This is a genomic window from Fulvivirga imtechensis AK7, from assembly GCF_000331535.1.
GTDB lineage: Bacteria > Bacteroidota > Bacteroidia > Cytophagales > Cyclobacteriaceae > Fulvivirga > Fulvivirga imtechensis.
Genome location: NZ_AMZN01000095.1, coordinates 39643 through 64532 on the forward strand (window position 1 = coordinate 39643; position 24890 = coordinate 64532).

Annotated in this window: 16 protein-coding genes; all 16 read left to right on the plus strand. The window is 40.9% G+C overall.

The features are described 5' to 3' along the window. The first annotated feature begins 5 nt into the window (after nt 1-5). The 16 genes from C900_RS24265 (at nt 6) to C900_RS28935 (ending at nt 24694) form a co-directional block, all read left to right on the plus strand. Nucleotides 6-2258 carry an RHS repeat-associated core domain-containing protein gene (locus C900_RS24265; RefSeq protein WP_009582985.1) on the plus strand — a complete coding sequence of 751 codons (2253 nt, stop codon included), beginning with the start codon at nt 6-8 and terminating at the stop codon, nt 2256-2258. A gap of 191 nt (nt 2259-2449) precedes the next feature. Next, nucleotides 2450-3805: a hypothetical protein gene (locus C900_RS24270; protein ID WP_040497470.1), complete on the plus strand. Its 1356-nt coding sequence runs from the start codon at nt 2450-2452 to the stop codon at nt 3803-3805. Between the two features lie 30 nt (nt 3806-3835). Further along, a complete protein-coding gene (locus C900_RS24275) occupies nt 3836-4219 on the plus strand; it encodes a hypothetical protein (protein WP_040497471.1) in 384 nt (127 codons plus the stop codon). 461 nt (nt 4220-4680) lie between these two features. Next, nucleotides 4681-8559 (plus strand): RHS repeat domain-containing protein, encoded by a 3879-nt coding sequence (locus tag C900_RS24280; RefSeq protein ID WP_040497472.1) that lies wholly within the window; start codon nt 4681-4683, stop codon nt 8557-8559. Between the two features lie 38 nt (nt 8560-8597). Beyond that, nucleotides 8598-11864: a DUF6443 domain-containing protein gene (locus C900_RS24285; RefSeq protein WP_009582989.1), complete on the plus strand. Its 3267-nt coding sequence runs from the start codon at nt 8598-8600 to the stop codon at nt 11862-11864. Between the two features lie 24 nt (nt 11865-11888). Then, nucleotides 11889-13547 carry a hypothetical protein gene (locus tag C900_RS24290; RefSeq protein WP_040497473.1) on the plus strand — a complete coding sequence of 553 codons (1659 nt, stop codon included), beginning with the start codon at nt 11889-11891 and terminating at the stop codon, nt 13545-13547. A 604-nt stretch (nt 13548-14151) separates the two neighbouring features. Continuing rightward, entirely contained in the window at nt 14152-14508 is a 357-nt protein-coding gene (locus tag C900_RS24295; RefSeq protein WP_009582992.1) for a DUF5713 family protein, read from the plus strand. 281 nt (nt 14509-14789) lie between these two features. Further along, nucleotides 14790-15251, plus strand: a complete 462-nt coding sequence (locus tag C900_RS24300; RefSeq protein WP_040497474.1) for a hypothetical protein — start codon at nt 14790-14792, stop codon at nt 15249-15251. Nucleotides 15252-15723: 472 nt separating this feature from the next. Next, nucleotides 15724-17934 carry an IPT/TIG domain-containing protein gene (locus tag C900_RS28925; protein WP_009582994.1) on the plus strand — a complete coding sequence of 737 codons (2211 nt, stop codon included), beginning with the start codon at nt 15724-15726 and terminating at the stop codon, nt 17932-17934. A gap of 528 nt (nt 17935-18462) precedes the next feature. After that, nucleotides 18463-18840, plus strand: coding sequence for a hypothetical protein (locus C900_RS24310; RefSeq protein WP_009582996.1), 378 nt, complete (start codon nt 18463-18465; stop codon nt 18838-18840). 63 nt (nt 18841-18903) lie between these two features. Further along, nucleotides 18904-19062 carry a hypothetical protein gene (locus C900_RS30100; RefSeq protein ID WP_009582997.1) on the plus strand — a complete coding sequence of 53 codons (159 nt, stop codon included), beginning with the start codon at nt 18904-18906 and terminating at the stop codon, nt 19060-19062. Between the two features lie 79 nt (nt 19063-19141). Beyond that, the gene (locus C900_RS28930) at nt 19142-19669 is read left to right on the plus strand and encodes a heme NO-binding domain-containing protein (RefSeq protein ID WP_009582998.1); all 528 of its coding nucleotides are present in this window, start codon (nt 19142-19144) and stop codon (nt 19667-19669) included. A 549-nt stretch (nt 19670-20218) separates the two neighbouring features. Continuing rightward, nucleotides 20219-21466, plus strand: a complete 1248-nt coding sequence (locus tag C900_RS24320) for an Ig-like domain-containing protein (protein ID WP_009583002.1) — start codon at nt 20219-20221, stop codon at nt 21464-21466. Nucleotides 21467-21551: 85 nt separating this feature from the next. Then, nucleotides 21552-22139 (plus strand): RNA polymerase sigma factor, encoded by a 588-nt coding sequence (locus tag C900_RS24325; protein WP_009583004.1) that lies wholly within the window; start codon nt 21552-21554, stop codon nt 22137-22139. Continuing rightward, nucleotides 22114-23454, plus strand: a complete 1341-nt coding sequence (locus C900_RS24330; protein ID WP_009583006.1) for a hypothetical protein — start codon at nt 22114-22116, stop codon at nt 23452-23454. The genes C900_RS24325 and C900_RS24330 overlap by 26 nt, the downstream gene beginning before the upstream one ends. Nucleotides 23455-24070: 616 nt before the next feature. After that, nucleotides 24071-24694, plus strand: a complete 624-nt coding sequence (locus tag C900_RS28935) for a hypothetical protein (RefSeq protein WP_157494186.1) — start codon at nt 24071-24073, stop codon at nt 24692-24694. Nucleotides 24695-24890 lie beyond the last annotated feature (196 nt).

A 24890-nucleotide genomic window follows, 5' to 3' on the forward strand; every position in this document is an offset into this window, starting at 1 on the left:
TTAAAATGAAAAATCATAAAATTCTGCTAGCAATATGCTTATGGACTACTTCAATCCAACTCTACAGCCAGGGCCTCACCCTTACCTCAGGGGTCTATGATGTAAATAGTCTTACTTACGACAAGAACGGAAATATCAACACCTTGAAAAGGCAGGGGCTGATAAATGGTACAGCCTCAATACTGGATGATCTTTACTTCACCTATACAGGTGATCAGCTTAAAATAGTGAAAGATATGGGGAGCAGTGATATTTTTAATGACCGGGTATCGGCAATGGAAGAATTTATGTACGATGCCAATGGTAATATGGTAAAAGACCTGAATAAGGAGATTGATACCATTTATTACAATATATTAAACCTCCCGGATACTGTAATATTCAATGATGGAAGGAAAGTGGTGTATACCTATCTGTCCAACGGTACAAAGATAAAACATGAGGTGCTGGGTAGCAGTGGTAAGCGGGTTAGCCTAAAAAAGTATTCTGGGAATGTGGTGTATAGTGATGCAGTTGCCGAAGAGGTTCTAGGGTCTTTTGGAAAAATCGCTTTTACTAAGCAAAATGAACAAGGTGTCAAGGCCGGGTATCAATACTTCCTTCAGGACCATTTGGGCAACAACCGGATGGTGATCACCCCGGATATAAAAACTGATTCTTTTACAGCAGATTATGAAGACGCCACCGACAATGATTTTGCCAATTATGGAGCTGTAAAAAGAGTAAACAGCACCCTCTATAACAATACGACAGGCGGCAGCTATTCCGGGCGCCTGAGTGGAGTAGATGGAGAAACCATCGGGCTGGCCAAATCGCTGGCAGTATTTCCCGGAGATACGGTGCGTATGGAAGTGTATGCAAAATATTTCGCTAATGCAGGAGGCGCCACAAATATAGCCAGTAATATGCTTTCTGCTATCACTTCGGCTTTTGGTATAACGGCTGACCCCGGGGGAGAGGGTGAGATAATTTATGAGACATTTGAGGCTTTGTTTGGCTTCGGCCCTATAGTAGATAATAGTACTGCGGACGGAGATCCGCCGGCTGCTTACCTCAACTATTTGTATTTTGACCGAAATTATAATCTGGTGGACATGGGCTATGACCGTATCAGCGAAGCAAGTAAGGAAGATGGCTCGGGCACATCAGTGCATGAGCGGCTACATCTGCAGGCAGTAATTACTCAGCCGGGCTACTTGTACATCTACCTTTCCAACGAAAATAACTTCATACAGGATGTCTACTTTGACGATCTTCAGGTCGAGCATAAGCAATCCCCTGTTGTACAGGAGACCCACTACTACCCTTTCGGAGAAGCAATAACAGACCTGAGCTATACCCGGGAGGGAGCCAAAAACGATTATCTGTATAATGGAAAGGAGTTGGATAGCGCTACACAATGGCATGACTATGGAGCAAGACATTACGATGCGCAACTTGCTCGTTGGCATGCTATAGATCCATTGGCGGAAGAATATTCTTCCTGGAGCCCATATAATTATGTAATGAACAATCCTGTGAATATGATAGATCCTGACGGCCGGAACCCTGTAGTAGCTATACTGGGTAGAATAGTTGGGCAATACTTTGGGGCAAAGGTTGCAGAAAAGTATGGGCAAGTTTATAAACAGGAGGCCTCAAGTTTAATATCTAGGGCGTGGAGTGGATTTTGGAATCTCCCGAGCCATGCATATGGCAGGGTTGACGCTCGCTCCTATCAACAAGCACTACGCGATAAGGCTAAAGAAAATGCCCCGAATTTATCTAAGAATGACCAAATAGCCGTTGTTGGTGAGGTGCAACAAGATCTCGTTAATCATGTTAATAACTCTGAAGAACTACTAAGTCTTGGTGAAAGTGGTTTGTCACTAACTGAAGCGTCAGTAACCGCAGCGATTGAGACATATACGCCGGAATTGATAGCGATTAGGGCTGAGGAAAAAGCTCTTCAAAATATGGGTTTGATGGCTCCTAATGATGATGGCAGCCCGGTAACTTTGGAACAAGTAAGGAATAGATTGGATAATGTTGTAGGAGCTGGTAATAGACAAACCCTTTCGGATGAGCATAATATCCAAAGTAAAACTCCAAACGCCATGATGGTTATTAGCGAAGTAGTTCAGCAACTTGATGCTGAAAAGAAAAAGGTGCTAGGAGAGTTTGAGAAGGCATTGTTGGGTTCTCCTAAGTGTACCCCAGGATCAAGTGCTTGTGGAGGAATGGCTATAGGGGTTGATTCTATCAATGACAAGAGGTAGCATTAATTAATAAGCACAGTAAGTTAAAAACTGACCTGGAGGTTATGGAAGTAGTTTCCGGGTCCTTTAAGGGGCGGCGAATTTTTACTTGATAGCCAACACTGATTCTACACAAGAAAAACGTTTGAAAAAGCGCAGTGACTGGCTATCTCGTAAGCGCCTTTGAAATTGGAAATTCATAAAGAACTCTCATGTCGAAACTGAAGTACGTTGTATTTGTATTCATTACCATAGCTGCTATCAAAGCCCGAGCGCAGCAAAAACCACAAATGGTTAACGATAATTTGTCTTTAGTACAACATTTGCATACTCAGGCAGACTCTGTTGCAAGTTTGGTTCGAACAGACACAGCTATTAACGACAGTATTTCCACGCGGTTAAAAAAGCCGGGCGCTGTGGATAGCCTTCAACAGGAGAAAGCAAACTTAAACTCCCACGTGCAGAGCGCAAAGGACAGTCTTATGAGTATTGAAGGAGCCACCAGGGAAAAGGCAGGAGCACCGATTGACAAGGTGGAAAGTGAAGTCAGGCAGGTGGATGCTGAAATTGCCGGCAAACTACCCGATGAAATATCGGGTCAACTGCCTCAGGCGGAATTATCACAAGTAAAGGATAAAATGGGTTTAGACGATAATGTATTGGGTGATATTGGGATGGATGATGTAAGCCTTGACGGAATCCCGGCTGATGTTCCGAGTCTGGATGGCATAAAAAAACTACCCGCTACAGACTTATCTGATGTGCAGATGCTGGAAATGAACCTGCAGGATAATATTGAAATAAAAGAAGTCAAGGAGTTTGAAGCGCTTAAAGGAGAAGCAGAAAGTATGGATTTGCAAGGGGTAGAGGGCGTAGATCTACCCAAAAACTCAGAGGAGCTTCAGCAGGTAATGAAAGATAAGGTGAGGGAGCAGGCTATAGATCATTTTAATGGAAAACACGAGGCCCTTCAGGAGGCTATGAACAGAGTTAGGAAGCTGAAGTCAAAATATAGTGACTTATCCAGTTTGAAAGATGTTTCAAAAAAACGGCCTCATAGCCTTGCTGATGAACCGGCGCTGGAAAGAATAGTGCTGGCAGCTACATTTCAGATACAAAAGCCAGGCATTTTGTGGTTGGATATGAGTCCTTCAATGAGCTATAAAGTCAATAAAAGAATTATTTTCGGAGCGGCCTGGACTTATCGTCTGGCGGTAGATACCCATAAATTTGAAACTGAGGCTAAACAAGAAGGACATGGCCTAAGGGGAATAGGAGAGTATAAGTGGAGTAAGGGATTGAGCGTGATAATGGTTGGTGATGGTATGTATGGCCGAGGGTTTTCGTCATTGCTGGTAAAACAAACAGCAACCGATGAATTACAGAAAGAGTGGGGCTGGAGTACTTTAGTAGGGATTAAGAAGGATTTTAGCGCCTTTAAAAGCTGTAAAGGGTATGTGCAATTACTTTATAATGCATACACTTTTAATGATTTGCCATTTTATCTTGACAAAATTAATCTGCGGTTTGGTTACGAACTACGGCTTAAGAAAAAGAATCGCAAGTAAACGGGATCTCCGTAATATCAATTAGTATTTATGGGAGTCTGGATGACCATTTTCACAGGGGTAGCGATATGTTTAATAGAAGTCACCCTTCATTGCATATTAGAGTATGTGTCTTTGCGAAGAGGTACGGAAGGCTCTTTCCCTAAAGAGGAGACCGGGACGGGGTATTTTTTCAGTACGGACTGGCATCTATTGGCCAGCGCGTGCAGCGGATTATTTATAGCGCTGCTAATTATTTATACTGATCGCGAAACATGGCTGGACTGGCTGACTATAGATAATACTAACAGGAGGTGTGAGATTGGTGCAATTGAAAATATACAGATCGGCAAAGTACCTGTGATTCAGAGCCTGAACATTCCGATAAGATCGATAATTATTGTGATATGCGGATACGTCAACCTTGGTATCTAGCGTTTAGCTAACCAGATGTCGCACGATGACTCATTGTAATGCTTCGTGGAAGGTACAGTGCGCGATACTGTGTCATCTTACTCAGGCCTATAGCTATGGAGGAATTAGTGCTCCAGTTGATTCTATTCCACTGATTTTTTAGATCAACCGAGGAAAGGAAATGATATTGGTTTGAAATGTGCCCTGCCGCGTATAGCCGGTTGGACCAAATCCTTCAGCACATAAGTTTATTAGGCAGTCTTTAATGATGAATATCCAATTATGGACAACTTGATTTCTACGAAACTGCTCCGGCTTCTACGCTTTTCCTGTTACAGAAGTTTGCTGACTACAAATTTACATGAATGAAGGAGATTATTACCGGAGTGTCATTTGGTTCGATACTAATTTCGAATCACAAATAAATAAGCTAAGAAAGATCTTAGCTAAGCTTAACAATGTTAAAAACAACTGTAATTACAATGAAATATCCAGAAGTACCCCCAAAGAAAATCCTTGGCTTAAGCCTGGTGTTGGTTCTTGCTGTCTTACAAAGCACGTCATTGCTGGCACAGCGATTTACAGAAATCCAGAGAACCTATGCGAAGGAGTATAAGTGGCAGTCTTTTCCATCACCCACCGCGGCCGGTATCACCAGTGAATATAAAAGTGATGTTGATCATTACACCGGGAAGTTCAACCTAAATATACCCTTGTTAAGCCTAAAAGGCAGAAACATTTCTTACGGTCTTGAATTGTCATATTCGTCCGGCATTAAGCTTGATCAGTACGCAGGGCCCGTGGGGCAGGGGTTTGCCCTGAGAACCGGTGCCATCAGCCGGACTGTCAGAGGCGGAGCCGATGAGCTAGTATCAAATATAAGGGTAGAAGCAGATTACTATATGGCCACTGCTCAGCTTACGGGCTACATCAGAGGGGCGGGCAATACGTTAAAAAACTGGGAAAATATGGCTGGCAGCCTGCGTGCAGAATATATGCGCAAGGCAGACATCTACGGTACAAAGTACCCTGATGCAGATTTATCAACTGATCAGATTATCGACCCTGAGACGTACGTGGTGGATTCCGAACCGGATTTGTTTCAGTTTTTCATTCCCTCGTGCCAGGGAAATGGAGGAATTTCAGGGACTTTTGTATTTGATGCCGATGGTAGTATTCACGTGACTCCTGAGATTCCCGGGCTGGATGTAACTCCCTTTTTTCTTTCTGAGCGAAATGTACTTCCGGAACACTCTATTATTGGTTTTGAAGTAACGACTGATGAGGGATGTAAATACACATTTGCTGGTACTGTTGATTCCAAAGCTCTGGAAGTAAGTTGGAGTTTATCAAATACTTCATCTTTTGATCTCCAGTCCTATGGCTCCCGGACAAGCGTAGGCCAACTGGCAAAAAACAGCCTGGATCCTGTGAAGATTTTTAATCAAACCAGACTTGACTATATAAGAGTTCAGGAAAATAATCAGCCGTATCTTTTGTGTGAAGATATAGGTTCTGATTGTAATCCGGATATCGGCTTTAGCACCATATCTAATCTGGCTCCTTACGAATATTATTACAAAGAAATGCACTTAAAAACGCATTTGCACAAAGAGCATGCTATTGATAAAAATGTACTCTCGCCCACGAGCGATATGCATACTACAGCTTGGTACCTTACGAAGATCGAACGATTGGCAGATAATGATTTTATAGATTTTGTATACAGAAAAGAGCCCGATGTAGCTGTTACTCAACAAAGCTATTCCGAGAGTGTGTCAATATCGAATTTTAAAGAAGTGTCGCTTAATGGTCGTAGTTATTTCACATCAAGTGGAAACTGGGCAAAGGCGTGGCTACCTCCGAAGCGTATATCGACCAGCTTATCTGTGAGCTACCTGAAGCATGAGTTGGTACAACTGGAGCGAATTGAAAGTTCTACAGGAGATCGGTTGGTTTTTGAGGCTAATACCGAACATCCGGAAACCCCGGGTGCGAAATATCTGGACGGAATTAAGTTGTTCCAGAATGGTCAAAAGGTCAAGGAACTGAAATTTACCTATGATGTAAAAAAGGCAAAGACAGGTTCATGGGATGAAAGGATGTACTTGCTCGGGTATGAATCTTTGGATAGAGGGGCTGATCGTGAAATAGTAGCAATGACTGAGTTTGAATTCTTGCATGATCAACATCTGGACTCAGTTACATTTTATACCAGGATGCTTCCCTCACAGTTTGCTCGTCTTTTTCTGACGCGTATTGAGCAGGTTGGTAGTAACGGCAATACTTACCCACCTTATGAATTTGAGTATTATAGGGGAATTCTCCCTAGAAAATTTTCACCTCAACAGGATGCATGGGGCTATTTTAACGAAAACGGATGCTCGTCAGGAATCCCCCAGATTACCTATACTGCATTTGACGGCTCAACACAGCCAGCTTTGTCTCATGGCAATTCCTGGGACGCTACAAGTTATCCTTATCACCTTTTCGGTTGGGATGTACCCAACTATGGCTACTATCGTGCCGGAGGTGGAGCAGATCGTTCTCCCAGCCTGCAAAGAGCTCGTATAGGGAATTTAAAGCACTTTGTCTTACCCGAGAGTGGTGCATTTGAAATTGAATATGAATTAAATAAAGATAATCAGGGAAATGATATTGGCGGACTAAGAGTAAAAGAATTAACAGCTAAACCTCATTATCCTACTGATTTGAAAGAGTTAAAAACCCAATACACTTATGAGGCTAATTATCAACCTTTTAAGCCTTTGTTCTCTAAACAACACACTATGGAGCCACTTAACTTCCGTCCGGTAAATATGTCTAATAACCCTTTTATGATTCATTCGACAAAGGGTGGAGAGATCGGGTATAGCAAAGTGACGGTTCAGGAGATTTATGAAGGAAGCAACAGAGGAAAAACAGAGTACTATATGACCACTCCGGCCGATTATCCCGATCAATTAGGGGAAAATATACTAGCATCTATAGGAACAAACTGGATTACACCGGATTATACTTATAATGACGAGATTACTCCCATTATCAGCATGGATCATTTGCATGGATTAGTGTATGCGATGAAAACGTTTAATGAGACTAACCAACTAGTTAGGGAGGATATAACGAAGTATTCCGGGCTTAACATTAATTCCAGTATTAAGCACAAGATTTTGACACTAACCCCCAACCTGTATACTGATCCAATTGCTTTTAATGAAGCTAATAACCCTGCGGATCAGGAACCGTCCAATTTTGAAGATAAAACAGACCGCCCGTTTACACTCTATGCAGCCCGTAGGTCTTATGTGGCCATTGTAGAGGCGCCAAAAGTGGACAGTGTTATCACTTATCAGTATGGCAACCAGCCATTAGCATCGCAACCTTTTGAAAGCAAGCAGAAGACCTACTATACTTCTTATAACCATGTGAAGAAGGAGTACATTAAATCTGATAAAAAGTCGGTTGTGCTTGGGGAGAATTTGTATCACCCGTTGGTAAAAGAGTACTGGTACCCTTACGATTTTAGTACAACAGGTATTTCTTATAATGCCTCGGTGCTTTCTGATATGAATAGTATAAAAATGTGGTCTCCGATAGCTACCATCTATTACCGACTTGGCCCTGATGGAGAAACTTTATTGGTAGGCGGTACCATGCGCTACTTTAGCAAAAATGTGTACGGCCATCTACAGTTGGATTCAGTAGCCGTGGCCAGTGTGCCTTCCGGTGAAACATATAGTACAGCAAACCGCTATCAGCGTTTTGATAGTATGCTGGAGACCGTACAGGTATTTGACCAATACAATCAATACAACCAACTAATGACTTACGCGATTAAAGATGAGGCACCCATAAGCTATTTGTGGGGATATAACGAGACATTGCCTGTTGTGAGTGCAGTAAACGCCCGTCAGGAGCAATTGTTTTATGAATCCTTTGAGGAAACTGAGGGAGCCACTCTGGATGCCTCTGGTGCCAGGGCGGGCAACCGGTACCTCTCATCTGGAAGCCATACGCTTTCCTTCACTCCGCCTGCAGATGGGCAGACTTATCTAATGAGCTACTGGTACTACCTGAGCGGAGAGTGGATGCTCAAGGCAGATGTGCCCTATGTTGCAACTATTAATGAGCTAGGTGCAGAACGTATTGATGAAATTCGTGTATACCCTGAACACAGCTTGGTGACTACTTATACGTATGAACCAGGAATGGGAATTACTTCTTCGACCAATCCTAATCATCAAACCATTTACTATGAATATGATGAGTTTGGAAGATTGGTTACCATCAGAAATCAAAATAAAGATATAGTATCATCAGTGGAATATAAACTCAGGGAGGAAGTTACCAAAGAGTAAGTTCCCACCCGGAGTAATTCATCAAAACACACAAGAAAATGAAAGTTAAACATTTATTAACATTGGTAATGTTTGTCTGCTCGATAAGTTTTTTGAGCGCGCAAACAGCCTGTATACAATATTATTCAGGGCCTAATATCGCTATCCCAGGACTAAACTTTAAGCTGAAAGTAAATTGGAACAGTTGCCCTTATCCTAGTGATTTTTATGATTATGGACAGGAATTAAATCATGACTGGCGCTTTCCTGATGGAACTTATGGTGGCAGTAAAGGCAATACAAATTATATTACTTCCGATAAAGGCGGTACGTATAAGACATGGCTTAATTATATTCCAGATCAGTGTAAAGTGTGCCCTTGCCAAAATGGAGTTCCACCAGAAAGTTGTAACCCTGAGGATAAATGGGCGCAAACAGGGAGCTACTATGTCACTCCGCTAAGCCAAAGCCTGGTGAAGGTAAACAATGGATTTTTATATGCACCTGATGTAACGCTGAAGGTTAACAGCAACGCCAGTTCTATGATCTACTCGATATCCTGGTACAGGAAGGATGGCACCAGTTGGATATTTCTGTTTAATCAATTCGATGGAAATACGTATACTCCATTAGTAGGGGGTAAATATTATATGGCAAAGGTTACATATTATTATGAGGGTAAGTACTCTTACAAAGTTGCAACCGGACAAATTTGGGTTGCTAATCCTCCTGAATCTCCTGCAGCATGTGTCGTAAAAGAGAGCGGGCCTGGTGTGTACATACCGGGAATACCCACCACTATCCGGCAAAACTGGTCTGTCTACAGCGATTGTACGCGCCCTGATGGCCAGATATTAGATACCTATTGGACAACCCCCAGCGGAAGTGGCGGAGGGGGAGATGCACCAGCCACAGTGGTGGCTGAGGCACCCGGTTGGTATCAATTAGATGTTCGGTACATACCTGACCCTTGCAGTAAGTGCTACTGTGAAAATGGAGAGCCCAACGGAAGCTGTAACCCTGAGGATGAAACAATGACGGCAGGAAGTACTTACTTGCCTGGGCATGGTTTGCAGTTATCTTCAACGGGTGATGCTTACGGTTCAACCATCAATTTGACTTACAATCCGGCAGCACAGCCTTACATAACGGAAATCAGGTGGTATAATAACGATGTGATGCAGGATAATAGCTTTGATGGATTAACCTCTGTTATAGCTTACCAGGGAGGTAAATGGTATGCCCGCGTAACATTTGAACATGACGGCTACACCAGTTATGTTTCTACCAATAGCATTTTTATTGATCAGAACGATTGCATTTCTGTAACAAACGGAGTAACAGTGGCTATCCCTGGAATGGCTGTTGAGCTAGGGCTTGCCGGTGCGTGCGCAGGGTACGATCCCCCTTATCTTGATCTTTTTTGGAAGTCGCCGAAAACTACCTATAACGGAACAACAGAGAATGCTAACGCTGCTGTTACTTTCAACGATGCTCGCGCAGGATATTATTTCCTTTACGGCAGAAAGTATGATCCCAATTTTGGTGAAGACCGTAATAAAAAAATAGGATCTTATTACCTGCCCAGATTGGTACAGTATATTCACTCCAACGGAACTACCGGTAATATACCCGTTAACTCAACATTGAGCATTTTCAGCAACTTTCCCTTTCAATCCGTAAGGTGGTACAGTGGAACGCACGATAACTATACCTTGGTTGGTACAGGAAATACTTATGTCGCTAACACAGAGGGCCAGCGAATATACGCGCGGGTCAAATACGAAGTAGGTCTTCAAGTTGCTGAGGTGGTGACATCTACCGTGCTGATAGGTTCTGAACAAACCGGTTGCGCTGTAATGACATCTGGAATATCTACCAATATTCCCGGTATGACGCATACCCTGTCTCATACGTGCACAGATGCCACAAACCCATGGTGGATCAGTACGTACAGTGGCAGAAAAGTAGTAAGCGGCAGCACTGAGCTGGAGGCTTACAAGCCGGGCAGATACTACCTGATGGATTTTAATTCAGCAGGAACACAGAATCAAGGTGTACTGGGTATGATCTACATAGCACCGTTTGAACAGAAGTTCACTGTTAATGGTGGTGATTATGTGCATGGAAGTAAAGTGATACTGGGCGAGGGAAAATCTTCGGTTAACCTTTGCTATACCAGTAATGTAGATACGTACATTGAGTCAATAGAGTGGAAGAAGAACGGAAGGATCCTATCAAACCAAACATCTGCGTGCTACAACGGTTTAAAAGAACCGGGGTTGTACACCATTACGCCCACCTTTAAAGCAGGTACACAAAGGAGTAGTATAGGGACTTACTTTATTGTCTTTGGCTCAGACTTGCAGGTGTCGTATATGGCCACTGATCATCCACTGATCCTTAATGCGACTATTAAAATCGAGAATTACTACGACTTTGATCCTAATCAACCCTATGAATGGTACAAGGATGGGGTATTAATTTCGGGGGAAACCGGCCCAACTATCACTGTAGATGAGTCGGGCATATATATGGCATCTGCTGTTACCAAAGGATCAAACCCCACCAGGCTGCTTTCAAATGAAATTAATATTGATACACGTGCTGATGTAAACTCGGTTACTACTTATGCCGCACAAATTGAGGGAATAAAGGATGTAACTACCCTTAAGTCATCCCCGATAGAAGATGTATCGGTGTCACGGCAATATTTCGATGGTATCGGGCGTCCTATCCAGACTATCAGTAAGCAGGCTTCACCTATGAAAAAGGATATAGTTGCAGTACAAGATTATGGGGCGTTTGGCAGAGAAGAGAAGCAATATCTTCCTTTTGTCCGAAACTCAACAGACGGTTTGTATAAATATATTGATATGACCGATGTAAATAATGAATTATATCAGTTTTATCAGGGTGAAAATGACAATATTCCCAACACCTCAGTTCCTTATGCTCAAAAAGTGTTTGAAGCATCTCCGTTAGATCGGGTATTAGAAGTCGGTGAGGTTGGTGAGAACTGGCAAATTGGGACGGGAAATACGGTAAAGACAACTTATAGAACAAACACCTCGACAGATAATGTAAAGATATGGACAGTAACAAACGATGTGCCGTCATCTACTGAAACCTATGAGGAGGGAGTACTGAACGTGGTAGAGGTGGAGAGCGAGGATGGTAATGTAAGTCTGGAATTCAGCAACAGAGAAGGAAACACCGTTCTAAAAAGAAGGGTGCTAGGTGCCGGGGATTATCTGGATACGTACTTTGTCTTTAACGATTTGGGCCAGTTACTATATGTAATACCACCAAAAGTTGCTAACTGATTTTTGTTTCAAAACTATTTAAATATGAAAACTAATTGCTTAATTAATAAAGCGCTTTTGTGCACGGCCTTCTCATTGTTGATTGTAGCACAGGACATCATTGCGCAATCGCAGATATATAGCTACAAATATGACAATCGCAGCAGAATTGTAGAGAAAAGAATACCAGGTCAGGATCCATTTTATATGGTGTATGATCCACTCGACAGGCTGGTTTTGGCCCAGGATGGGAATCAGCGTAAAAATAATAGATGGACTTTTACCAAGTACGATCAACTAAGCAGGGCGATACTTGAAGGCGAAGTAGTAGTTTCTGGTACAAGAGAGGACGTCCAGACTGCCGTGGATGATTTTTATCAATTATCCAACGATTTTCATGAACATTATCATACAGAAGCAGTTTACTATGGCTATAGTAATGATACTTACCCGGTATTAACGGATATCAACCAAGTTTTTACTGTCACCTATTATGATAGTTATGATATTGTCAATACCTGGGGGGAGGCGTATCAATTCAAGGCCGAGCCCACTCTAGATCTGAATAGCTATAATACTCAGGTTATGGGCAAAACAACGGCCTCCATATCCCGCGTTCTGGCTAGCAATGATTTTGTTAAAGCCGTAAATTATGTTGATGAATTTCATCGGGTTGTGCAAAGAGTGAGTGATAATATCATGAAAGGTATAGATAGAACTTCATTTCAATTCGACTTTACAGGCAACGTGCTGAAAAGCGTAGCCACCCATAATGAAAACTATCAGGAGGGGGCTTATATCACCAGCCAAGGAAGGACCGAATACGATCATGCAAAGCGCGTCACCAGCGTTTTTAGTAAATTATGTACCCCAACATGGGTGGATTTGGTTAATACTTATGCTGATAATCCCGGAGTACTTAATAGAAATGAAACATCAACGAGCGGTTGGGGAACCTCCGGCGCGGCTTCAGAAGAGAAACTGGCGGCAGGATCAGACGGTTGGGTGAAATTTATTTTTCCGAAAACGGATCAGTACATCGTAGCCGGGTTGAGTGACAGTAATGTGGATGCTCATTATAATACAATAGACTACGCCTTTTATGTGAGACCTGACGCAAACGGAAATGCAATTTATTATGTTTTGGAAAATGGTTCGTTTAAAGCTTCATTCTCAAGCAGGAAAGCAACAGATGAGTTCGTTATCAGGCGGACAGGAACGACCATAACCTACGAGGTCAATGGAGCAGTAGTTTATACTTCTACCGTTACCTCTGACTCTGATCTGTTAGTAGATGTGGCTACCTATCCTGGTACTACCAAAAAAGCTACTACACTTGCATCTATTTCTTTTGGGAAAGAAATACTGGTTGAGAACGTTGTTTACAATGAACTTGGGCAGGTAGTAAAAAAGAATATGCATTCTGAAGACAACGGTGTCAACTTTTTACAAACTGTTAACAATGAATTTAATATTCGTGGGTGGTTGACCAGCATTGACTATCAAAACCTTTTGAATCTCAAATATTTCTATGATACCAGCAATGGTTTGGCAAATGTACCGCAATTCAATGGCAACATTAGTAGCCAACAATTTACCACTCCCTATATTGAAAGTCTGACCGGATCAGGTAAGTCTGCATTCTATAATTATCAATACGACAGGGTGAACAGATTGACCAATGCAGCATTCAAGGTGAATTAGAGCATGCATTATTAATTTTAAAAAGACGATTGGGAATCAGAGGGTGAGAAGATTCCCAATTGTTTTAAGGAGATATAGTAATAGCGGGCAAGGAAATCGTTGCTATGATGAGCATAAACGAGGTAAATTGTTGCTTTAATCCGAGTGGGAACGAAATGGGTCCTTTGGTAGCTGGGAAATCGGGTTTTGCAGAGTTGGCGTTGAAATGTATCCCTCTGTTAAACCTAAATTTCCAGAAATTACTTCCTGCATGAAAAGATATAATGAGCAAGAAATGCGCAGGCTTTATGCCAAGTGGCAGGAGTGTCTGGCAAGGCCAACACGCTTTTTTGTAAAGAAGAAGGCATTGTAAAGTCCACCTTTATTATTGAATGAAGAAACTCCAGGGCCAAAGGCAATGGTGATGGAGTACTTTAGTTGGGATTAAGAAGGATTTTAGCGTCTTTAAGAGCTGCAAGGGTTATATACAACTACTTTACAATGTTCACAACTTTTCTGAAACTACTTACTACCTGGATAAGCTTAACTTAAGATTCGGCTATGAGTGGGCATACAAGAAGAAAAAGAAGAAAAAGTAGTGACTGATTTTTAACCTCGATAAAAAATGATAAAAGATAACAGTGGCCCTATTAATAGCGCAGTTGGGAGGCATGTATTTATAAAGCACATGTATGACGATGATTATTTCCCCAAACACCTTGTAGACAAAGGGAAGATAATTCTTTTGGATCTTTGTTTGCAAATTGAACAGCAGGCACCTAATGATTTGAAAGACTTGTATGTATTGACGCATGTAGCTACAAAGGAATTCAATGACTTACAAGAGGAGTTCTATGAACATGGTTCCGAACTTGAAACGGTAGCGAGAGAATCTATTGGTGCAGATTTTAAATTTGTTGCCGCCGTATATGGGTTTGAAGATGCTGATATAGAAGAATTAATTATGACAAGGGAATGGTAGGAAAGCAAAGAAAAATCTTCGCAGCTTAACCAATCGGTTGAGGGCAATAAGCTTTTGTTGCTGGTAAATATAAATTACCTGAGAAAGAGAAAATATTACCTGTTCCTCAGGCGATGGGATTATAACTTTGAAATATAATTGTTTGGCTTAAGAAAATTTTAGATGATGAAATCAGATACTAAGTTTTTAACAGGGGTAATAGTCTTTGTTTTTTTTATGTTGACCTGGTTTGTTTGGATACTGATGGTTTTTAAAGGTGTAGCAGAGTAATCCAGCGTTTTATGTCTGATATCATTTTACAATTCTCACTGGGTTTGATTGGAGTTATATGCTCTGTGTTGTGCAGTGTTTTTCTGCAGCAAATGTCGGAATATGGAAGCGGGCAACTATACGGCATATTTGCTCGGAGCATTGTAAAAAGAGGTGAACCTTCATCCGAAAATAGATTGAAGTATGCACACCTAACGACAGATATAATAGTAGGTGTATTTATTGTTGCACTTCTGTTGCTCAATAGTGGAGGAACAATTTATGGCTGGATCATGGTAGGGCTTATAGTGGGGTGCTTACAGTTTATCATGTGGGTGCATTTGTATGGGGAAAACCATGGGAGGTATCGCGTGTTCGTGATGTTGGGATTAATGGCACAAGTAAAAACAGTTTTACTTTCCATATTAATGGGAGAATTATACCAGATCATGCTTTGGGATTTTAACGGGGCAGCGAAAGCGCTCTGGCAATAATCATGAAGACGTTTCAAAAGTCAAGAATATAAAATCAATAGTCAATGAAATTCCGAAAAGTATACAAGTATCGGAAATAATAAGATAAAGGATTTTATCTTGAATCTAATATATGTTGCAACCGTCTGATTACCTGGCTTTTGGGGTTCATGCTTAAGAGAGAAACAAATGTAAGTTTGGGTTAGGAAGCAGTGCCATGGTCACAGTTCTTGTTTTATGGAGCTCGTTAATAACTATGGCCTGCTCTAAACTCTTTTTGAAAAAAGAACTTAAGTGGGCAGTTATATCCTTCTAACCAGTGCCTCTAAAAAAACTCACGACTTATCGTCATTGCGAACGAAGTGCGGCAATCCCCCCTCCTTTGGCGTGTATTAAGAGGGGATCGCTTCGATTCCTCCCCGTGGCAAGCCCTGGGCAGGCGCGATGACGACAAGAGTTTTCTTACAGACACTAACTAAGTTTAATGATTAAGATGAGACTAAAACAAATATATTTTCTATTAGCATGTTTTCTTCTGTTATTTTCCTGTAGGGATGACGAACAAATGCCCTCCCCGATAATTCAGGACTTTGAGCCGAAACAGGGGGTCGAGGGGTCAACATTTGTAATTATTGGAAAGAATTTTGGCAATGTTCCTTCCAGGAATATAGTGAGTATTGGTGATATTATTGCCGAAGTGACGGATGCTTCTTCTTCCAGGCTTACTGTGAAGGTGCCCGATAGCGCTGAAACAGGGTTACTGTCAGTTACTCATAATCAACAAACAACGGTCTCCAGTGATAGTTTTAAGGTTATTTATGCGCCAATAATTCAATCTTTCTTGCCGGAAAAAGGAACAGCAGGAACAGAAGTTACAATAGCAGGCAGTAATTTTTGTCCTCAAAATATTGAAGTAAAGTTCAACGGGGTATTGGCAGATGTCGTTCAGGCTGCGCCCTCTGCTTTGAAGGTCACAGTGCCTGTTGGAGCAACAACAGGGAGCATTAGCATTACTTGCAATGGCCTTACAGCAGAATCGCAGGATCATTTTACCGTTATCAGTTCCCCCGTCATCGAGTCTTTTTCACCTGCTATAGGACCGGAGGGTGCGGAGATTACGATTTTGGGTAATAATTTTAGTTCAAATGCTCAGGCCAATGAGGTAAAGTTCAATGGGGTGCTAGCAGATGTTGTCGAGGCTGAGGCCTCTTCTCTGAAGGTCACAGTGCCAGTTGGAGCAACAACAGGGAGTATTAGCATTACTTGCAATGGCCTTACAGCAGAATCGCAGGATCATTTTACCATTATCAATACCCCCGTCATTGAGTCTTTTTCACCTGTAATAGGTCCGGAGGGTACAGAGGTTACGATTTTGGGTAATAATTTCAGTTCAAATGCTCAGGACAATGAGGTAAAGTTCAATGGGGTCTTAGCAGATGTTGTCGAGGCTACGGCCTCTTCTCTCAAGGTCACAGTGCCAGTTGGAGCAACAACAGGGAGTATTGGTATTACATGCAATGGTCTTACAGCAGAATCGCAGGATTATTTTACTGTTATCAGCTCTCCCATCATCGAGTCTTTTTCACCTGTAATGGGTCCGGAGGGTGCTGAGGTTACGATTTTGGGTAATAATTTCAGCTCAAATGCTCAGGACAATATTGTACAATTCAACAATGTTGCGGCAGAGGTAATTACTTCTTCGATCACCTTACTAACTGCAATAGTTCCATCAGGGGCTACTACAGGTTTCTTAACGGTCACCAGCAACGGCCTTACAACTGAGTCCGAGTCTGATTTTGTGGTCACTACCTTACCTGAAGTAACAACAACATCCATTTACAATATTACTAACGTTACTGCTGAAGCAGGGGGAAATATTACTTCAGATGGAGGCGCCACAATATTGGCCAGGGGATTATGTTGGAGTACAACTCCGACTCCCACCATAGACGATTACAAAACTGCAGATGGCGGGGGAAACGGGACCTATTACAGAATATTAACCGGACTAACCCCTGGCACAACCTACTTTCTTAGAGCATATGCAACGAATAATGTAGGTACAGCCTATGGAGAAGAGCTGTCATTTGCTACTATGATTTCCACCACCGGTACGGTTGAGGATGCAGATGGGAATATTTACAGCACTGTAGTAATTGGTACGCAAAACTGGATGAGTGAAAACTTAAAGGTAACCAGGTATCAAAATGGGGATGCAATACCTGTTGTTACAGATCAAACAACGTGGTATGAGCTTACTACCGGAGCTATGTGCTATTATGACAACGACCAGACGGCATACGAAGATCCTTACGGAGCCCTATATAATGGATATGTAGTTACAAATGGTGAGGTATGCCCTGACGGCTGGCATGTTCCAACCAAGGAAGACTGGGAAAGTCTTTTTGAAAGCTTAGGAGGCAAAGAGGTTGCAGGGGGTAAAATGAAAGAGGCTGGTTATGATCATTGGAATAGTGGAAATACTGAAGCTGATAATACAAGTGGCTTTACCGCTCTTGGGGCTGGTTCCAGGTATACCGGAGATGCACGGTTTATTAATATGGGGATCTATACTATTTTTTGGTCATCAAGTCCTTCCTTGTATGGCAATTATGACGTTCCCCTATATTCAAGTTCTTCGGAAGCAAGTATTGGTGGTTCGGTAAAAAGAGGAGGATACTCAATAAGATGTATTCAGGATTAATGCTGCCATTTTTTTGGTGAGGTCCTTACCAATAGTCCTTGTAAGAAGCTTCAAGCGGCTTTAAGAAAACTTGCAAATTTATACTCATTGGTAATGAAGAGTGGTAAATCCCCTGTGGGTGAGCATCAGAACGATCGCTTCGAATTCTTTTCCCCAGGTAACCCAAGGGGGTGCGAAAGGCGATAAATTTTTCATATAAACATTGTTTGTATGAAAATCACAGGTGGTTTTAAAGTACTAGCTAACGAGCGGGATTTAGTCTGATAAATGGAGTTTTGTATGATCTGTAAGCGCTTTCAAGACAAACCAAACACGCATCAGGGGTTTTTGGATGATAAACAAAAATCACCTGATAATGAGCAAATTTTCCGGAAGCTTACAGTGTAGAGGTGTTAATTTTACTAAACTCATAACTTCTATCAAGTTATGGAATTTCAGATGGAAGATTACTCACGCTTTCTGCTTGTAGGAAAGTCTTACTGGGCATAAATATTATAAAAGAATTGCTTGTTCATAAATACTTGGTTTATGAGTATTGAAAAAAACTGGAGCGATATATTGAGGCTAAAGAATTTAATCGCTTTGGCCACCTCTGATGGAGCTATTAGCTATGAAGAGAAGACATTTTTACGCAGTGCGGCGATTAAATGTGGCATTTCTGATGATGCACTCAATGAAATGTTAGAAAAGCACAATTGCACACTTAGTATCCCGGAAGGGGAGGAAGAAAAGGAGGAACTGTTAATTGATATTCTTGATCTGGCAATTATTGACAATTACCTGACGCAGGACGAGTATAAGATGTGCTGTCTGATAGCCGGGAAACTGGGCTTTTCGGAAATAGAGTTGAAGATGATCCTGGGGCTGTCATTCGTAGGTACGATAGGTGGCAGTGCTGAAGTATAGCGTGGTTTCACATGCTGCTTTTCATAAATACATAGTAAATCAATTCATTTATCCATTTAAGTTATGAAGAAAAGGTCACTGAAGAATACAGTATCTTATGAGGATGTGAAACGCCTTTCCCAGGCTTATGAACGATGTGACGCTGAGATAATTGGTAAGTTGGGGCCGGAATACTTTTATACATTAATCATTCGTGGGGGCATTTATTCTTTGGAAAACTGACAGATTATGATATTAGTAAACCATAAAATGACCTTACCAGACCAGGAAAGTAACTGTTTTGAATTAATAATAAAATTTAATGCACGGTATTATACACCTTCAATTACGAAAATTTTTAGCAACGCTTACTACTGCCGAAGGCCTTAAAAGTATTTATATTGAAGCAGGGCAAGATGGTAAATTTTTTGATGCAACAAAGTATCATCCTGATGAGACAATCACAGCATTATTGGATGTTGCTTGTGCAAAATTAGATATTTGTCGGGAGGTGGCGCTTGAGGAGTTTGGAAGGTTCATCGCCCCCAATCTAATGAATACATTTAAAGCCTCAATAAGGCCTGAGTGGAGCAGCCTGGACTTATTAGAGCATGTGGAATCTACCATTCATAGAACAGTTAGAGTGGCTAATCCTGGCTCTAAACCACCGAAATTGGTTATTCAACGAATCAGACATGATGAGGTGCAGATAGACTATACTTCATCACGGCAGATGATCTCACTTGGAATAGGGATCATTAAACAAATAGCAGGACATTATAACGAGAAGCTTTCAATTTTGCGCTCGGGTATTCCTGACGGCATTCGTTTAACCATCAGAAGGCATTAGGACAGAGATGCGCATCTAAGTGCAATATCCTATAATAAAGATATTTCGATTGATAATGAATTTTAATGTATTAATATGGGATGGCTTGTTATTATAAAACCTACGCTGCGCTTTTTGGGAGTTCATACCGCTCCTGGGCGGGAATACTTTCATAAAGACACATAGAGTTTCTTACAACCATTATGTAGTCATATTGGATCGAAATCCCCTTACTTATTTTAAGAAATTTCCTGATGCTATGATGCCCATAGCCAATCCTCACATTATTAAAATACATGAATATGAAGGCTTTAATGAATTTCCTGTCTTACCAACACATCTCAAAAAAAGTAGAAGTTTATGAAAGATCTTTGACAATTATTGTCTTACGATCAAAGGCAGATACATCTTATATACTCATTCTGGCTTCAGATGTTTTTTTTCTGAACAATTGATGTGAATGCAATTTTGCAATGAGTTTTACACGTCTTTATTTGAAATAAAAAATTTCTTAGGCAACCCTTTGGGAACTTCTCCTGTCTGCACATCAAATCAAATTTTAAAGAAATTATGAAAAAGACAGATCTAATTTGGCATACACTTTTTATAGGTGTGGCTACTTTCATTGGTCAGGCTTGTGATCCTTTTGAAGGAGAAAAACCCAACTTTCCTTGTGACTTTGCGCAAGATGATTTTGTAGAGACATTATTGCTCAGAGAAGCCATTTTTATTCCAGTAACAGACAATGACAGCCTTGCATGCCGCAAAGGAGATATTGATCCCTCAAGCTTAGCGGTAGTTAGTTCTGCGTCTTTTGGAACGGCAGTTGTAGAGGGTGGTGGTATTCTATATACTCCAGGCGCTAATTTTGGTATGGAGATAGATCTTATTTCTTATGAAGTTGCAACCACTTTAGGGCAGATCGATACTGCTGTTGTTACAATAAGATATCAAGGGTCGACCTGTATACCTATACTGGCTGATGATGAAGGGGAAGTAAGTGAAGGCGGAGTAGGTTTAATATTTGCTCTGGATAATGATAATATATGTGACGAATCAATAGATGCAGGCGCTATTACAATAGTGGAATCACCTTCTTCAGGTGTAGTTGAATTGAAGTCTTCAGCAGATGGGCTGATATTTTTTGAATATCAACCAGGGGTTTCTTATGGAACACAAGGAGATTTATTTACGTATTCCTATGAATTAAGCACCGGTGCATCTGATACTGCAACAGTCAATATTAAACATAGGGTTTGTTCATCTCTAGCTGATGACCAAATAGATGTTCAACCCGGAGCAGTGACACTCATCGATGTTTTGGCGAATGACAATATCTGCGCTGGTGAAATTGATTTGAGCACACTTACAATAACGAATTTAGGAAACGGCTCGGGTACAACAGAAATTGTAGATGGGATGGTTAGGTTTACTCCAGGAAGTACTTTTGATACACTTGTATATACCATAAGTACATTGTCAGGAGTTTATCTTGCGCCCGCAACTGTTATTCTCAATTATTCATGCTCATTATTAGCAGAAAATGATGCCATAGACCTTTTTTTAAGTTCAGGTAGTATAGACATCCCTGTTGTAGAAAATGATTATCTGTGCGGAGAGGATATTACTTCCTTAGAGATAGAGATAGTCCAACAGCCTGCAAAGGGGGAGGCTTACGTAAATGGTAGTAGCGGCACAATTCTTTATATAGCTAATCCGGCTGGCGCGCTTGAAACAGATGTTTTTTCCTACAGAATATGTGATGGGCAAGGCAACTGTTCGAATACTGCTGATGTCCTCGTGATCTTTATGCCATAACGTCCAATAGTAATATTTAACCTTTAGCTAAATCTGACAGATAGATGTTCCGCAAAAGAACATTTGTGGAACATCTTTTACCTCTATGAGCTTCAACAATGATTATGAGCTTGTGACCGGATGTAAAGCCGAAAATCCCAAAGCACAAAGGTATTTATATGAAAAATATTCATCATTATTGATGGGAATTTGTTCTCGTTACTGTAGAAATAGAAAAGAGGCTGAAGATGTATTTCAGGAGTCATTTGTGAAGATCTTTACAAAAATCGGAAGCCTTAAAGACCCGGAAACCCTCATGGGCTGGATGAAACAAATAGCTGTAAATACAGCTATTAATAACTATCATAAAACTAAACGGCATGAAGCTAACTATTCTTTGAATGAAGATATGGATACTGAGGATCATAGTTATACACAGATACTTGATAACCTTACGGATCAATACATATTGCACTTACTGCAGCAGTTGCCCGAAGGGTATAGGATGGTATTCAACCTTTATGAGGTTGAGGGGTACACACACAAGGAGATAGGAAAAATACTTGAAATAGCTGAAGGTACTTCCAAGTCTCAATTATCTAAGTGCAAAGCGCTTTTACGTGAAAAATTGAAAGAATTGCATCATAGTCTAAATGAAGGCCAGCTTTATGAAGATACTATCCGAAAGGCTTAAAACTTTGCAGGTTGTGCCACCCGAGGAGGGATGGAGCCGGATTTCTAAGTCGCTTGAATCAGAACGAAGAAGGCGTGGAGGAATAAAACGAGGAGTCGTAATCATTTTGGCATTTATTCTATGTGTATGGCCGAAATTTTTGGGCAGAGAGGCAAACTTGTCATTAAAGATTCAAAAAGTAATATATGCAAATCCGGGAATGGAAGACTTGATACAATTCGATGCAAAAGAGGGGATTAGAGATAAACCCTTCAGAACTAAGGATAGTAATAGTATACACTCCAGTGAACAGGTTTTTGTGGAAAATTATGAAATAACTGCCCATGAATATAAAATAATGGTAGATGCTTCCAGTGCAATGATTTTGGAGGGTTGTATTGACACAGAGAATGAAGCAGTTACTCCTATAATGATGAAAAGCAAGTTGAGGTCTGATGCAGTTGACAAAATTGATCTAAAAATAGCAATTGATTTAAATCAAGATGGTAGGGTTGATTCTGAAGTTAACCGATCAAGGGACCGCAATAGCGATATACAAAAAGGTTTGGAAACAAACGAAGAGGATATTTCTCTATCTGAAGAAATTGCCGAAGTGCCTGATCACAGTAGTAAAAGAGGTTATGCATTTGCTCCTGCCCTGTTAAACTCGCTAAAATCTGTTCTTGAAATTAACAATGAGATCATTTTTAGGCGGCTGTATCCGGTGGAAATTCCTGTAGATACCACTGTTATTACAACCCAAGAAAACGATGATACTTGGCACTTACGTTTCGGGTTTGGTCCAACATTCACATATGCCATCATCAGACCCTCACCTGACGATGATCTACTCATTGTTGATCAGGAAAATAAAAGGAAATTGTATTTTGACAGGGTTGGGTATAGTGTCCTTGTGGGAATTAGCAAAAAATGGGGAGGCTATAGTGTTTTCGGTGACTTGTTATATCAACAGCTTAAAATCACACCGAAATTCATTTACCTGCAAAAAGATAATATGGCTGCGGATTATGCCAGCCTTCAGCCAACGTATGAGTTCCAAATGTATGGAGCGCATATCGGGGTGCAGAAATGGTTGATCTCAAATTTTTCCGTGTCAGGTTATGCCGGTGCGGTGATTTTGTTGCCAGAGAAAGATGTTAAGTTTAAATCCGGTGTTGAAGTGGGAATTAATGTAAAGCTTAGTGATCACTTGGAAATTGGATCATCGATGGGAATAGAAGGTTATCTTAATAGATTAGGTAGGGAAGAGTATGTGGAACTACAGCCTTTTAACTTTTTCGGTAAGGTGAGTATAGTCGTTCCTTTTAAGTTGTGATCACGCGAAATTTTATAGTGTTACTAATAAAACATTCGTGTGGCCTGTAAGGCTTAATCTCTGTCTGGAGTTAATGGGTATCCGCTGATGGGAATGCACTGTCTATAAAGGTATTCCGCCTAAGAGTAAGTCATTTTTTCTCCAGGAGTCGGCTGGAATATTGACGAGTTAGTGTTGAAATTTGTTAAGCACCAGTCATTTGTTCCAATTTGAGTCTCATCCGGTGTGGTATGGTATTGTTCCGATTCGTCAGAACAGGATTTGCCGTTTGGCCTCCTTTGGCATAGTCATCCCTTTGGGGCAGTCGATGAATCGCTCCATCCGAACCTTGTCACTTGCTGATACGTTTCGCTGCTGGCATATAAGAGACTTGTACCTTCAAGATAATCTAAGTATATTTCAACTAGTGTTATGCTAGTCCACACAAACACGATCACCCATAAGATAATCGAGCTGTTTGCAAGGACTAGTGTGATGAGATGTCTTTATAGAAACGAAAAGTCAGGCTTACGGATGAACAATTGGACGTTGTGCTGTATTTAAAATGAATAGACTACTTATATGTTTGACGTGTCATTTAATTCTGTCTTGTCAACCCAAATTAGAAAAGGAAGAATTGAATAGTTCCAATTCTTCAACGACAGAAATTCAAATAAAGAAAAATGAACTCGACACGTTGCTAAATACAAATGACTACTTGATCCTTGGAGACAAACTCGCTAAGGTTAAAGTTGTGAATGAAAATGAAGTTGACAACTTTCCGACTTTTGAGATTCTGATTGGGTATCGGAATGACGTAATTATCGGAGAAAATATTGACTACGATAATTTGAGAATCTACAAAAAGTACCAACCCCAAACTTCTTTCAAAGACTATCCAGCGGACATATACAAAGGAAAATTAGCTGACCCTGATTTTTCGACCGACCCGGGCTCAAAAAAATTCGTAACTCGAATTAAAAACGAATGCGCCAATGGGATAAACTTCGCCGGACAATATACATTAGTGACTTGGGGTTGTGGTTCGCCTTGTCAAAGTGGAGTCGTAGTTGATAGAAAAACAGGAAAAATATATGGTGGATATGGAACAGCACTCAGTGCAAAGTTCAAGAGGGACAGTAAATTGATAATTAAGAATGTCGGAGCAATTGACATTACAACAAATCTGATTGAAGTATGTGCCTACTGTGATGTAAGCCATGAAATTTGGGCAGGAACCGAGTTTGAAGTAGTAGAATAAAAAGAAAAACGTCACACAAATAACTAAGCATTCGTGTTGTCTGTAAAACTGAATATGAATGCTATGTTGAACGAATCTCTGCTGAGATTAGTTAGTCTATGGGTAATGCACCTCTGTCTGCTTACAATTACCTGATCAAATGTACCCATCCTTTGAATTTCTTAACGGATTTAGAGGGATCTACCACATCAAAAGT